The organism is Enterobacter vonholyi (genome assembly GCF_040834095.1).
Lineage (GTDB): Bacteria > Pseudomonadota > Gammaproteobacteria > Enterobacterales > Enterobacteriaceae > Enterobacter > Enterobacter vonholyi.
Genome location: NZ_CP162152.1, coordinates 2,423,763 through 2,437,261, shown reverse-complemented (window position 1 = coordinate 2,437,261; position 13,499 = coordinate 2,423,763). Strand labels below are relative to the sequence as shown.

At 53.3% G+C, this 13,499-nt stretch carries 15 protein-coding genes; 7 read left to right on the top strand and 8 right to left on the bottom strand.

Annotated elements, in window-relative coordinates; all coding sequences use genetic code 11:
• Positions 1-38 precede the first annotated feature (38 nt).
• The gene (locus AB3N39_RS11515) at positions 39-425 is read right to left on the bottom strand and encodes a transporter (protein WP_164850628.1); all 387 of its coding nucleotides are present in this window, start codon (positions 423-425) and stop codon (positions 39-41) included.
• A 271-nt stretch (positions 426-696) separates the two neighbouring features.
• Between AB3N39_RS11515 and AB3N39_RS11510 the strand changes: the two genes are divergently transcribed.
• Positions 697-1,401 carry a response regulator gene (locus AB3N39_RS11510; RefSeq protein ID WP_111965101.1) on the top strand — a complete coding sequence of 235 codons (705 nt, stop codon included), beginning with the start codon at positions 697-699 and terminating at the stop codon, positions 1,399-1,401.
• On the top strand, positions 1,398-2,462 hold the full coding sequence (locus AB3N39_RS11505) for an ATP-binding protein (protein ID WP_149367023.1): 1,065 nt from the start codon (positions 1,398-1,400) through the stop codon (positions 2,460-2,462). Before AB3N39_RS11510 ends, AB3N39_RS11505 begins: the two co-directional genes overlap by 4 nt.
• On the opposite strand, the gene AB3N39_RS11500 is transcribed toward AB3N39_RS11505, so the two are convergent.
• The 7 genes from AB3N39_RS11500 to pspF form a co-directional block, all read right to left on the bottom strand.
• A complete protein-coding gene (locus AB3N39_RS11500; protein WP_143345204.1) occupies positions 2,443-3,384 on the bottom strand; it encodes an ATP-grasp fold amidoligase family protein in 942 nt (313 codons plus the stop codon). The genes AB3N39_RS11505 and AB3N39_RS11500 overlap by 20 nt on opposite strands.
• Positions 3,385-3,545: 161 nt before the next feature.
• Positions 3,546-4,352 (bottom strand): putrescine export ABC transporter ATP-binding protein SapF, encoded by an 807-nt coding sequence (gene sapF, locus AB3N39_RS11495; protein WP_115875370.1) that lies wholly within the window; start codon positions 4,350-4,352, stop codon positions 3,546-3,548.
• 1 nt (position 4,353) lies between these two features.
• Positions 4,354-5,346, bottom strand: coding sequence for a putrescine export ABC transporter ATP-binding protein SapD (gene sapD, locus AB3N39_RS11490; protein ID WP_008501228.1), 993 nt, complete (start codon positions 5,344-5,346; stop codon positions 4,354-4,356).
• On the bottom strand, positions 5,346-6,236 hold the full coding sequence (gene sapC / locus AB3N39_RS11485) for a putrescine export ABC transporter permease SapC (protein WP_045415694.1): 891 nt from the start codon (positions 6,234-6,236) through the stop codon (positions 5,346-5,348). Before sapC ends, sapD begins: the two co-directional genes overlap by 1 nt.
• Complete coding sequence (sapB, locus tag AB3N39_RS11480; RefSeq protein ID WP_069719064.1) at positions 6,223-7,188, bottom strand: putrescine export ABC transporter permease SapB; 966 nt, start codon at positions 7,186-7,188, stop codon at positions 6,223-6,225. Before sapB ends, sapC begins: the two co-directional genes overlap by 14 nt.
• Positions 7,185-8,825, bottom strand: a complete 1,641-nt coding sequence (gene sapA, locus AB3N39_RS11475; RefSeq protein WP_133294562.1) for an ABC transporter substrate-binding protein SapA — start codon at positions 8,823-8,825, stop codon at positions 7,185-7,187. Before sapA ends, sapB begins: the two co-directional genes overlap by 4 nt.
• Before the next feature lie 87 nt (positions 8,826-8,912).
• The gene (gene pspF / locus AB3N39_RS11470) at positions 8,913-9,905 is read right to left on the bottom strand and encodes a phage shock protein operon transcriptional activator (RefSeq protein ID WP_187695479.1); all 993 of its coding nucleotides are present in this window, start codon (positions 9,903-9,905) and stop codon (positions 8,913-8,915) included.
• Between the two features lie 151 nt (positions 9,906-10,056).
• Between pspF and pspA the strand changes: the two genes are divergently transcribed.
• From pspA to AB3N39_RS11445, 5 genes are all read left to right on the top strand, one after another.
• Entirely contained in the window at positions 10,057-10,725 is a 669-nt protein-coding gene (pspA, locus tag AB3N39_RS11465) for a phage shock protein PspA (RefSeq protein WP_029740507.1), read from the top strand.
• Between the two features lie 49 nt (positions 10,726-10,774).
• Positions 10,775-10,999 carry an envelope stress response membrane protein PspB gene (gene pspB / locus AB3N39_RS11460; RefSeq protein WP_023312045.1) on the top strand — a complete coding sequence of 75 codons (225 nt, stop codon included), beginning with the start codon at positions 10,775-10,777 and terminating at the stop codon, positions 10,997-10,999.
• Positions 10,999-11,358 (top strand): envelope stress response membrane protein PspC, encoded by a 360-nt coding sequence (pspC, locus tag AB3N39_RS11455; protein ID WP_252093075.1) that lies wholly within the window; start codon positions 10,999-11,001, stop codon positions 11,356-11,358. The genes pspB and pspC overlap by 1 nt, the downstream gene beginning before the upstream one ends.
• A gap of 12 nt (positions 11,359-11,370) precedes the next feature.
• Positions 11,371-11,595, top strand: a complete 225-nt coding sequence (gene pspD / locus AB3N39_RS11450) for a phage shock protein PspD (RefSeq protein ID WP_023312043.1) — start codon at positions 11,371-11,373, stop codon at positions 11,593-11,595.
• Between the two features lie 197 nt (positions 11,596-11,792).
• Entirely contained in the window at positions 11,793-13,490 is a 1,698-nt protein-coding gene (locus AB3N39_RS11445) for a sugar phosphorylase (protein ID WP_367896741.1), read from the top strand.
• Positions 13,491-13,499: the final 9 nt, after the last annotated feature.

Genomic DNA, 13,499 nt, shown 5'->3' with positions numbered 1-13,499 from the left:
GAAATGGGCGGTTTGTGGAGGATGTGTGGAGCGGTGGCTCAAATCATTCTCATAATGAGGTACAGCGGGGCTCCACCAAAAAAAATGATTAAATAACACTCGTAGTAAAAGACCAGATCCTCGATGTCGGGCATTGTGTTTAACAACACGGTGAACGTAATAATGAGATAAAGAAAAATTACTATTAGCCAGAAGGCGATGACAAGCAGCTCAGTCAACGCACCGGCTTTATTTTGGATTATCAGAGAGACAACCGACAATGCGATACAGCCATAGATGATGGGTGACGAGGGTAGCGTCGAGGCGACTTTCTCATCCATTCTGTGTACCAGCACCAGCCAGGTATAAAGTAATCCCCACGACAGCAGCAGAAACAGGGAATATATGCCCAGTTTTTTCGGGGAGAAATATTTTGAAAGTTCCATGTTCATTATTTCAGCCAACTTCATAAAGTCTTTAAGAAACAGTGGTAATTTGCAACGCTCAATGCACAAAGGCTTATGCCTCAATAGCGATTTTGAACGGACATTGTCGAGTCTTTATTGACTGAATGTGTAGGTTGTGTGGAGAAATAACCGGGCATTTAAATCAACCGGGAAATTCTCGTGACCATGGCACTTTTTCGCGGAGGCTGTGTCTTATTGTGCTAAAGATATCTGATAGCGTGCTTAAAGGGATTTCACCCGCGGAGATAACATGCACAAAAATACGCTGATCCTTGTTGTTGAAGATGAAGACGAAATCGCCGAGATACTGATGAGTTACTTAGAGCGTTCGGGAATGAAAACGCTCAGGGCCAGGCAGGGCGAGCAGGCGATAACGCTCAATCGCCTGCATAAACCGGATCTCATCTTGCTGGATATTCATCTGCCCGTATGTGACGGCTGGAGCGTACTTACCACGCTCCGTCAGGAAAGTTCTGTGCCCGTCATTATGGTTTCCGCTCTCGATCAGGATGTCGATAAGCTCATGGGACTGAGACTGGGCGCGGATGATTACGTGATCAAACCCTTCAACCCCTCTGAAGTTGTCGCACGGGTTGAGGCGGTGCTGCGCAGGACAAAACCCGCGCTTCAGCAGGCGGGTTCCCTGCCGCTCAGAACGCCCTTTATTACGGTCTATCCGGATGACTTCTACGTGGAAGTCACCGTGGGCGAAGAGGTTATCTCCCCGGTATTAACGACGACCGAATTTAAATTGCTCACCTGGCTGGTACGATATCCGCGAAAGGTCTGTTCCCGCGAAGAGTTACTCAATGCGTGCCTGCCAGAAGGTGATACGCTCGACAGAACGGTCGACAGCCATATGAGCAAGTTGCGTAAAAAACTGGAACTTGCTGGCCTTTATGGCGTTCCCGAGAGCATAAGAGGCTTGGGTTACCGGCTTGGGGAAAAGAAATGAACAAAGAGTCTGTCCTGAGTCGTCAGATCTTAACGTATATGCTGTTGCTGACGTTTACGATAATTGCCATCGCCATACTGGGTTCATGGTTTTTTTACTCCTTTATTCTGGATCACCTCCCGGGCGGTCCTGCTGCGGGCGATGACGAGCAGATGACGATGTGGGACTGGGTGTGGATTGGGACCGCGACGACGATCAGTCTGATTATCGCACTCTTTTTCACGGTCAAACTTTCATCGCGAATACTCACCCCGCTAAACGCGGTAGCATCCAGCCTGAAAAAGATTTCACAGGGCGATCTTGACGCACGGGCATTCTGCGCCAGCTCCCGGCTGGGTGAGATCAATCACCTGGTGACGGATTTCAATGAAATGGCGGAAAAATTACAGACGCTGGATATACAGAGGAAATCCTGGAATGCTGCGATTGCGCACGAGCTGAGAACCCCGGTCACGATCTTACGTGGACGGCTTCAGGGGCTGGTTGACGGTGTTTTTACCCCGGACCCGGTTCTGTTTAATAATCTTCTCAAACAGACGGAAGGGTTAACCCGTCTGATTGAAGATCTCCGGGTTATCAGTTCGGATGGCGGGGCGGGATACTCGTTATGCCTGTCCAGAACGGATCTTAAAGGGGCAATACAGAATGCGCTCGATACCTTCATGCCCGAGTTCAACCGTAAGGCATTTACCATCAAAACAGAACTGAGGGATCAGCAATGCGTATTCGACCCATTACGCATCAATCAGTGTCTGACCGTTTTATTTGATAATGCCTTACACTATTCAACCTCGCGCACACTCATCGTGAAAAATGGCGTTTCTGATAAAGGCAATTATATCCTTATTCAGGACGGGGGACCTGGCATCCCAAGGGAGTTTCATGATTTCTTATTTCAGCCCTTTCAGCGCGATAATGGTGCCAGAGATTTGAACCCGGAAGGCTGTGGTTTGGGCTTGTCGGTGGTAAAAGCCATCATGCTGGCGCATGGTGGCGATGTTACCTATACCTTATCGAAGCAAAACCACTCGATATTTAAGCTCACCTGGCCCGACTCGTGAGTGTGAGCGGCAGGTCAAATGTGCCTGCCGGCGATAAATGCCATATTTTTCCTAGCTTAGCATCCCATTCCTGCGGGGTAATCGACAGTTTACCGCGTCTCGGGCTTAAGGTTATTTCACTGAAATAGATTTCATCTTTTTTTAGCATAAGGTCAACGCGGCAGTAGTCAATGCCATCCGCCAGTTCCTGAGATGCCAGCAACGCCTCTCGGAACAAGACCGGTTCGCCCGGCGCTAACGGTGTATTCGGATATTCCATCTGGAAGGGTTGTAAGTTCCAGTGCCTGTCGTAAACGTTGATAAAACCCTGGCCGTTATCATCCGTAAAATCCGCTTCAACATAGTGCGCAACGCCATGAAAGCAATGGATCCTCAGCATTTCCGGCGTTGTGTTTCTGTCAGCATTATCGAAGAGATCGACAAACGGCTCGCAGAGTATACTGGGCGTAATATTTTTGTACTGCCATTCGCGCGTGGTGTAGTACAGATTTTTCTTTAACGCGAGACTCAGTTTTTTACACGCTTCCCTGACGTTAAATTGCGCTTTGTTTGTACATATTATAGTGCTGCCGCTGTCATGGTTGCACTTAAGGACGAATTTGTCAGGGAGTACTGAAAAATCAATCTGCGACGCCCGGGTATACACGCCAATTAATGGCACCGTTTTCACGCGCGTTGTTCTGGAGGAAACGTATGCCCGAACGGCGAGTTTATCGGCAAGCATGGTGTAGAAGTTATTATGGTCATAGACCAGACGATGGCATATTTTTTCACTCAGCGTAGTGGGGGATTTAATGTCGGGGCTTTTCCCGGATATTTTCTTTAGCCTGATAGTATGAAAGTGCAGGTCCGACATTAAAAAAGAACGGCATTTTCTGATGAGATACTCGGTATATTTTAGAACATAGGTAGTGGTGTTCATTTCTTCTCCTCCGTAATGTCCCGGTATTCTGGAGAAGAACTGTTGATTGATATTGCATAAAATATGGAGCAGGGATGGAGACGAAAGAGTAAAGGATTAAATAGCGAATGAAGTCTATTTAATCCCTAATTTAGTGGGGCGATTTTTGTTTGCCGTCGCGCTTAGCGGTCCTTTCTCCATGCATCGGCGGTCAATGCTTCACCAAAGTGACCCGCAATCAGTCGTTTCGTCAGCTCATGAAGCGGGGAGGCCATCACATCCGCGGTGCTGCCGCGCTCAACCACTTCACCCTGGTGCATGACCATCACCTGATCGCTGATATGTTTCATCATTCCCAGATGCTGGGTGACGTAGATATACGAGATCCCCTGTTTTTCCTGCAATTCCAGCATCAGGTTAATCAGCTGCGAGCGCATCGACATATCCAGCGAGGCAAGCGCTTCATCCGCAACGATCACTTTTGGCCGCAAAATCAACGCACGCGCCAGACCCAGGCGCTGTTTCTGACCGGGTGCCAGCATGTGCGGGTAGTAGCTTTCGTGGTCCGGTAACAGCCCAACCATACGCAGGGTTTCGAATACGCGCTTACGGCGTGCCTCCGGCTCCAGGTCAGTGTTCAGACGCAGCGGAAAATCGAGGATCTGCGAAATGCGCTGGCGTGGGTTAAGCGAGGTAGACGGATCCTGAAAGATCATGCGGATGCGCTGGCTGCGGAAAGAGTAATCGCCGAAGGTCAGAGGATGATCGTCAATCAACACTTCGCCTGCAGTCGGTTCAACCATGCCGGCGAGCATTTTCGCCAGGGTGGATTTCCCGGAACCGTTCTCGCCGATGATCGCCAGGGTCTGTTTTTCACGCAGCGTAAAGCTCAGCGGCTTCACCGCGTCGACGGTTTGACGATGAAACAGCCCCGTGCGATAGCGAAAGGTCTTACTCAGGTTACGCACTTCCAGTAAGGTTTCGACCATTTCACTCTCTCTCCATGTTCAGCGGGAAATGACAGGCGTAAAGATGATTTTTTGCCCCGGTCAGGCGTGGCGTCTCGATACATTTACGCTGAGCATAAGGGCAACGCGGCCCCAGACGACAGCCTATCGGCAAAGATTCCAGCAGTGGAATCGCCCCCGGCAGGGTATTCAGGCGGCTTTTATGCGGCATGGCGCTGCCAAAATCCGGAATAGCGCGGATAAGCGCCTGCGTATACGGGTGGTGCGGCGCGGTGATCAGATCTTCACTCGGCGCGGTTTCGACCGTTTGCCCGCAGTACATCACGTCAATTTTATCCGCCCATTTGCTGAGCATTTGCAGGTCATGGCTGATCAGCAAAATAGTGGTGTTGTTGTTCTGGTTGAGACGCGACAGCAGGCGGAAAATTTGCGCCTGCGTGGTGGGTTCCATCGCGTTCGTTGGTTCATCCGCAATCAGCAGGCGCGGCTGATTGGCCAGCGCGATGGCAATCATCACTTTCTGACATTCGCCGTCGGTCAGCTCATAAGGGAAGCTGCGCATCGCATCTTTGTGGTCTTTGATCCCGACGCGGTGTAAAAGCTCGATGGCGCGACGCTTGCGCCAGCCAACGCGTTGCCACCAGCGGCCTTTGTAGGTCCAGCCGGGAATGTTCTGCATCAGCTGTTTACCCACGCGTTCGGAAGGGTCGAGACAGGACTGCGGCTCCTGGAAAATCATCGAGACGTTGTGCCCGACCAACTTACGCCGCTCGCGGGGGGAGAGGCGCAGCAGGTCGATATCATCAAACCGCATACGGTCTGCGGTCACGCGCCAGTTGTCTTTCGCCACGCCGCAGATAGCTTTGGCAATCAGGCTTTTTCCTGAGCCGGATTCCCCCACCAGCCCGCGAATTTCACCCTCCGCGAGGGTGATACTGATGCGATCGACGGCTTTAACCCAGCCTTCACCGGTTTTGAATTCAATGGTGAGGTTGCGGATATCAAGAAGCGGCATTATTGCACCCCCGCGTTAATTGCACGGCGAATACCGTCGCCCAGCAGGTTGATCAGCAGCACGCTCACCATGATGGCCGCACCCGGCAGCATAACCGTCCACGGCGCCACGTAGATTAACTCCAGCGCGTCGCCAAGCATCGCCCCCCATTCGGGCGACGGCAGCTGCGCGCCGAGGTCAAGGAAGCCGAGCGCCGCGATGTCCAGGATCGCCATCGACAGGGCGCGGGTGATCTCAGTGACCAGCCCGGCGGCGATGTTGGGCAGTACGGCAAACCACAGAATGTTGAAGGTTGTCGCGCCGTCCAGACGCGCGGCGACGACATACTCTTTTTCCAGCTCGTCATGCACCATGCTGTAAACCGAGCGCACGATGCGGGGCAGGATAGCCAGCCAGACGGCGAACATGGCATGCGACAGGTGCGGACCGGCAAAGGCAACCACAACGATCGCCAGCAGCAGGGACGGAATTGACAGCAGCGTATCCAGAATATGGTTAAGCACCGCCGAGCGCAGGCCATGCGTGGAGCCCGCAAAAATACCGAGCGCCAGCCCGCAGATCGTTGCCGCGAGCGTCACCACAAACGCGCCGCCCACCGTCGGGGCCGCACCGCTCAGCAGGCGGCTCAACACGTCACGTCCGAGATCGTCCGTTCCCAGGAAGAAGGAGACTTCGCCGTAGCGCGACCAGGACGGCGGCAGCAGCTGATAGCCGAGGAACTGCTGGTCAATGCCATACGGCGCAAACCACGAGCCAAAGACGCACAGCAATACCAGACCGGCGCAGCCATAAAGGCCGATCATTGCCGTGGTGTCACCATAGAATTTACGCCACACGGTACGCAGCACGCCGGGCGTGCGCTTTTCACTGTATACGTTATCGTAAGGCATACCATTCCTTATGCTTCAATGGGTTAGCCATGGCACCCAGAATATCGGACAACACGTTAACAATAATGACCAGCGAACCAATCACCATCACACCCGCAGAAATAGCGGCATAATCCTGCTGGCGAATGGCGTTAATCAGCCATCGCCCCAGGCCTGGCCAGCTAAAGACCATCTCGGTGATCATGGCCAGCGTCAGCATGGTGGAAAACTGTAATCCCAGGCGCGGAATAACCGGCGGCAGCGCGTTGTGCAGGACGTTGCGGCGCAGTATGGTCAGGCGCGACAGTCCGCGCGTGGCGGCGGCTTTGACATAGTTCTGGTCAAACACCTCGATGGTGCTCAGGCGCATCAGGCGGATCACTTCGGTGGTTGGCGCAACCGCCAGCGTCAGCACCGGCAATACCATATGGCGCAGGGCGCTGACGATCATCTCGTGGCGCCATACGGAATCGGACAGCCACGCATCGATGATGGCAAAGCCCGTCACCGTTTTAACCGTATAGAGCAGATCAAAACGGCCAGAAACCGGAAGCCAGCCCATCGTCAGCGAGAAGAAAAGCGTCAGCAGCAGCGCCAGCCAAAAGACCGGGATGGAGAAGCCGAGCAGGGCGAGGGCGCTGATAAACTTATCCTGCCATTTGTTGCGATAAATCCCGGCCAGCATGCCTACGGGGATCCCGACCATCAGGGCAAAACCGAAGGCCAGAATGCACAGCTCCATCGTGGCCGGGAAAACCTCTTTCAGCTGATCGGAAATAAGCTGCCCGTTAATGCTGGATACGCCGAAATCCCAGTGCAGCAGCCCGTTAAACCAGAACAGCCAGGCATCCCACAGCGACGACCCCTGGAGCGGGGCGTGGGGCGTGAAATAGCTCAGGCTGAAGCCGACAAAGTTCAGGAAAAAGAGCGTCACCAGCAGCAAAAGGAGACGACGCAAGGTAAAAATAATCATGGTTTTTTCACCTCTTGGTCTTTTTCACGCGATACGCCGGCGAACGAGGCGTTGCCGAACGGGCTCAGCACCAGGCCCTTAATATCATAACGATAGGCCTGAAGACGCAGGGAAGAAGCCAGCGGCAGCACCGGCAGTTCCTGGGCCAGGATCTTCTGCGCTTCATCATAGGCGTCGATGCGCGAGGCCAGCTGTTGGGAAGACAGCGCTTTTTGCAGCACGGCGTCAAACTCCCGGTTACACCAGTGGGCGTAGTTGGTCTGCGAGTTTATCGCCGCACAGCTCAGCAGCGGCCGGAAGAAGCTGTCCGGGTCATTACTGTCGGTAGCCCAGCCGGTCAGGGTTAAATCATGATTCATGTCCATCAGGCGCGCCTCCTGGAAACGGCCCTCAACCGGTACGATGATCACTTTGACGCCCACCTGCGCCATATCCGCCTGCAGCAGTTCGGCGGTCTTGAGCGGGCTCGGGTTCCACGCCTGGGAACTGGTTGGCACCCAAAGCTGCAGCGTCAGGTTTTCCGCCCCCAGCGCTTTCAGCTGTTCACGCGCTTTTGCCGGATTGTATTCCGTAATTTTAGCCTCACCGTCGTAGGCCCACGAGGCGCGCGGTAAAATTGAGGCGGCGGTTTCCGCCGTGCCGTAGTAGATCGACTGCATCAGGCGCTGGTTGTTAATCGCCAGCGCCAGAGCGTGTCGAACGGCAGGGTTATTCAACGGCGGCTTATCCGTGTTAAAGGCCAGATACGCGATGTTCATCCCCGGGCGTAACGTCAGGCGCAGGCGCGGATCGTCGCGCAAAATCGTGAGCTGGCTGGCCGCGGGCCAGGCAAGCACGTCGCATTCCCCGGTGAGCAGTTTCGACAGACGCCCCGTCCCGCCAGAACCCAAATCGACCACCACCTGCGGCATCAGCGGCGTACCGCGCCAGAAGTGTTCATGGCGTTGCAGACGAATATATTGACCGGCGCGGTATTCGGTCAGCTGGAACGGACCGGTGCCGACCGGCTGGCGATCGAGCAGTTCCTGACGATCTTTTTTCGTCAGCTGAGCCGCGTATTCGGCCGACATGACGGATGCATAGTGGGTCGCCAGGTGCCAGAGGAAGGAGGCATCCGGGCGCGTCAGCGTGAATTCAACCGTGCGGTTGTCCAGCTTACGCACGCTTTTCACGGTGTCGGCAAACTGCAGGCTGTCAAAATAGGGGAAGTTGCTGCCGTTAACGTTATGCCACGGGTGGTTGCGGTTGAAGATACGCTGGAAGGTAAAGACCACGTCATCCGCATTCAGCTTGCGCGAGGGGGTAAACCACGGCGTGCGCTGGAACGCGACATCATCGCGCAGGTGAAAACGGTAGGTTGCGCCGTTATCCAGCACTTCCCAGCTTTCTGCAAGCTCGGGCACCAGACGGTAGGTGTACGGGTCGACGTCAAGCAGACGATCGTAAAGCTGCGCGGCCAGGGTATCCACGATCAGGCCGCTGCCCGCTTTTTGCGGGTTGAAGGTGTCCACCTGGCCGCTTACGCAATAGACGAAGCCGCTGTCACGAATATCAGGCTGCGGAGTTAGCCCGGGCGCGGCAAAGGCCAGGCTGCTAAACAGACCGAGAGCAAAAAAGGACGATAAAACCAGACGCATAATTTTTAAGGTTTTTAGGTTCGATCTGCAAAGTGTATCGCACTTACGCCTGCTTCGTAAAAATGTCTATGGTAAGTGCTGATATTGTCAGCGCATTTGATGCTTTTTAAGCAATGCCCTTAACTGATGGTAGGTCAGACCCAGCAGTTCAGCCGCCCGTTTCTGGTTATATTTCGCCGTCTTCAGGCTTTGCTCCAGCAGCTGTTTCTCCTGGTCGTTCTGGAACTGGCGTAAATCAAGGGGAAGAGTAGGGGCATCGCCTGAAGACGCTGGTGTGGGTAGCGACGGCGCGCTGCGCTGAAAAGGATCGATAATGATGTTGTCCAGCTCCGTCTCGCTGCTGCCGTGACGATAGACGGAGCGCTCCACGACGTTTTTTAGCTCGCGGATATTTCCCGGCCAGTGGTAAGCGAGCAGCGTCTCCCGAGCATAATCGCTGAAGCCGGGGAAGAGCGGCAGTCCGAGCTCGCGGCACATCTGAATCGCAAACTGGTCTGCCAGCAGCATGATGTCGCTTTTGCGCTCGCGCAGCGGAGGAAGTTGAACGACGTCAAAGGCCAGGCGGTCAAGGAGGTCGGCACGGAATTTCTCCTCCGCCACCATCTCCGGCAGGTTGGCGTTAGTGGCGCACACCAGGCGCACGTTAACCTGCAGCGGCTGGCTACCGCCGACGCGCTCCAGTTCGCCGTACTCAATCACGCGCAGCAGTTTTTCCTGCACCAGCATGGGGGCGGTGGCCAGCTCATCCAGAAAAAGCGTACCGCCGTCGGCGCGCTCAAAGCGTCCGGGATGGCGTTTCTGGGCACCGGTAAACGCGCCCGCCTCATGGCCGAAGAGCTCGGTGTCGAGCAGGTTTTCATTCAGCGCCGCGCAGTTAAGGGAAATAAATGGGCCATCCCAGCGCCCGGACAGGTAATGCAGACGGTTGGCTATCAGCTCTTTCCCCGTTCCACGTTCACCGATGATCAGCACCGGTTTGTTAAGCGGCGCCAGGCGAGAGACCTGTTCCAGCACTTCGAGAAAGCTGTTTGCTTCGCCGAGTAAATTGTCTTTGTATCCGGGCATGATGAAATTAACCACTCCTTAGCGATATTCACCAGGGAAGAATAGTTCTTCACTGCGCAAAAAGCAATCATGCTTAGTAAAATCAATAAGATAAAAACTTGGCATGATGTTTGCATTATCAGTACAGCAGGGCATCGCCCGATAACAGAACTATGAGGATTAGATTATGGGTATTTTTTCTCGTTTTGCCGACATCGTGAACGCCAACATCAACTCACTGCTTGAGAAAGCGGAAGATCCGCAGAAGCTGGTACGTCTGATGATTCAGGAGATGGAAGACACGCTGGTTGAAGTGCGTTCAACCTCCGCCCGCGCGCTGGCGGAGAAAAAACAGCTTACGCGTCGCATTGAACAAGCTACCGCTCAGCTGAACGAATGGCAGGAAAAAGCGGAACTTGCGCTGCGCAAAGATAAAGAAGATCTGGCCCGTGCGGCGCTGATCGAAAAACAGAAGCTGGCCGATATGGTCGCGACGCTCGAGCATGAAGTGACGCTGGTGGACGACACGCTCACCCGTATGAAGAAAGAGATTGGTGAGCTTGAAAACAAACTGAGCGAAACCCGCGCGCGTCAGCAGGCGCTGACCCTGCGTCACCAGGCGGCAAGCTCCTCCCGCGACGTGCGTCGTCAGCTGGACAGCGGTAAGCTCGATGAAGCGATGGCGCGTTTTGAATCGTTTGAACGTCGTATCGACCACATGGAAGCGGAAGCCGAAAGCCATGGCATCGGCAAGCAGAAGTCGCTGGATCAACAGTTCGCCGACCTGAAGGCTGATGATGAAATCAGCGAGCAGCTGGCGGCACTGAAAGCCAAAATGAAGCAAGACAACCAATAATAATTCCTGCGGCACCTGAGCGTGCCGCATCATAAGACAAGGAGTACACATGAGCGCGCTTTTTCTGGCCATTCCCCTGACAATTTTCGTGCTGTTCGTTTTGCCGATTTGGCTATGGCTGCACTACAGCAACCGTTCTTCTCGGGGCGAACTCTCCCAGAGTGAACAACAGCGTCTGGTACAGCTCTCCGATGAGGCGAACAAAATGCGCGAACGCATTCAGGCGCTGGAAGCCATCCTGGATGCTGAACATCCAAACTGGAGGGACCGTTAATGTCTGGACTGAATCTGAACAAAAAGCTGTGGCGAATTCCACAGCAGGGCATGGTGCGCGGCGTCTGTGCCGGGCTGGCTCATTATCTTGACGTCCCGGTTAAGCTGGTACGCGTGGTGACGGTGCTGTCGATCTTCTTTGGTCTGGCATTTATCACCCTGGTAGCTTATATCGTGCTGTCGTTTGTTCTTGACCCGATGCCGGAAGGAGAGCTGGCTGCGGAGGGAGCCCCGACCAGCAGCGATCTTCTCAATGCCGTTGATGAGCAACTCGCCGCCAGTGAGAAGCGGCTACGGGAAATGGAACGCTATGTCACCTCGGATACGTTTACGCTGAGAAGTCGCTTTCGTCAGCTTTAAGAGAGAGATGAGATGAAACAACACTGGCAACAGGCCGGTCAGAAGGTAAAACCCGGCCTGAAAATCGCAGGTAAACTGGTCCTGCTGACCGCGTTACGGTTCGGCCCGGCAGGTGTGGCAGGTTGGGCAATTAAATCCGTTGCCCGCAAGCCGGTCAGAATGGTGCTGGCCGTGGCGCTCGAACCGCTGTTGCAAAAGGTGGCAAAACGGCTTTCTCGCCGCTACTTATCCCAATAATTCCCGTTGGCGTTAGCCCTTTCCCTGACGGGGGAGGGACTGGCGACGGTTAACCGCATTTCCTCTTTTCCCCGTTCTTTCTTTGCGGCAGCTCACAATATTGCGCTGAGCTGCTTTGCAATCACCTTTTTCTCCTTTCTGGTCCGTTGACAGATATTTTTCATGGGAGTAGATTGCCACTCCGTGGGACCGCTACCATGGAAAATGAAATGGATACAAAAATTAAAGAGATCATTAATTTTGTTTACGGAGAAACGTTTTCTGAAGCCCATCTTAATGTGCTTCTGGAAAATATTGAAAAGGCCGCTTCTGTTATTACGGAAAAACGTAAAACGGGTTGGGATGAAAAAGACGTTGTCCTGATCACCTATGCCGATCAGTTTTCAGCGAAAGGGGAGAAGGCGCTGCCTGTTTTTACACGTTTTTATAACAGGTGGCTTTCTCATTCTTTTTCTCATGTCCATCTCTTGCCTTTTTATCCATGGTCTTCGGACGACGGGTTTTCTGTTATTGATTATCATGAGGTTGCACCGGAAACCGGAACGTGGCGAGACGTTGCCGAATTAAAAAAGTCAGCCAGTTTAATGTTTGATTTCGTCTGTAACCATATGTCAGCCAAAAGTAAATGGTTCGCTAATTACCTGAAGCAAATTCCTGGGTATAGCGATTTCTTTATTTCTGTCGATCCTGAAACAGATTTATCCGCGGTGACGCGTCCGCGTGCTTTACCGCTTCTTACGCCTTTCACGCTGCATGACGGCAGCGTGCGACACCTGTGGACCACCTTCAGCGAGGACCAGGTTGATCTCAACTTCGCCTCCCCGCAGGTACTGATTGCGATGGTGGACGTGCTGCTGCATTACCTAATTGAAGGGGCGCGATACATTCGTCTGGATGCTGTGGGCTTCATGTGGAAAATACCCGGAACAACCTGCATCCATCTTAAGCAAACCCATCAGCTCATCCAGCTTTTCCGCGCCATTACCGAGGCTGTCGCCCCGGGCACGGTGCTTATCACCGAGACGAATGTTCCGCATAAAGATAACGTTGCTTACTTCGGTGACGGTGAAAATGAAGCGCAGATGGTTTATCAATTCTCTTTGCCGCCGCTGGTGCTGCACGCGGTGCATTCTCAGGACGTCCGTACGCTGAGCCAGTGGGCGACGTCGCTGACGTTGCCTTCTACGAAAACGACCTGGTTTAACTTCCTGGCCTCGCATGACGGGATTGGTCTGAATCCGTTACGCGGAATTTTACCCGAGTCGGAAATCCTCTCGCTTGTGGAAAAACTTCAGGCTGAAGGTGCGTTGGTTAACTGGAAAAATAACCCGGATGGCACACGAAGCCCGTATGAAATTAATGTGACCTATCTGGATGCTTTGAGTACGCGAGAAAGTCATGATAGCGAACGCATTGCCCGGTTTATTCTGGCGCATGCCGTCCTCTTAAGCTTCCCCGGCGTGCCTGCTGTTTATATCCAGAGTATTCTCGGCTCCCGTAATGATTATACAGGTGTTAAACGCCTGGGATATAACCGTGCGATAAATCGCGAGAAATATACCGCAGGACAAATTGATAGTGCGCTTGAAGATAAAAGCAGTCTGCGTTATCAGGTCTATTGTGCGTTAAGCCAGTTAATCGCGATGCGACGTGCGGAAAAAGCATTCCACCCTGACAGTCAGGCTTATTTTAGTGCGTCAGGTGAACATGTTTTAAAAATCGTTCGCGTGGCGGATTGTGGCGAGAAAATAACGGCGCTGTTTAATTTCAGTGATGGCATTCAAACGGTGGGTTCCGATATTCAATCCGGAACGGATTTGATTTCAGGAGAAGTTATTACAGATAAAACGCTGACCCTACATCCATGGCAGGTGTTGTGGATTAAAGAAAACTAAAAAGGACCT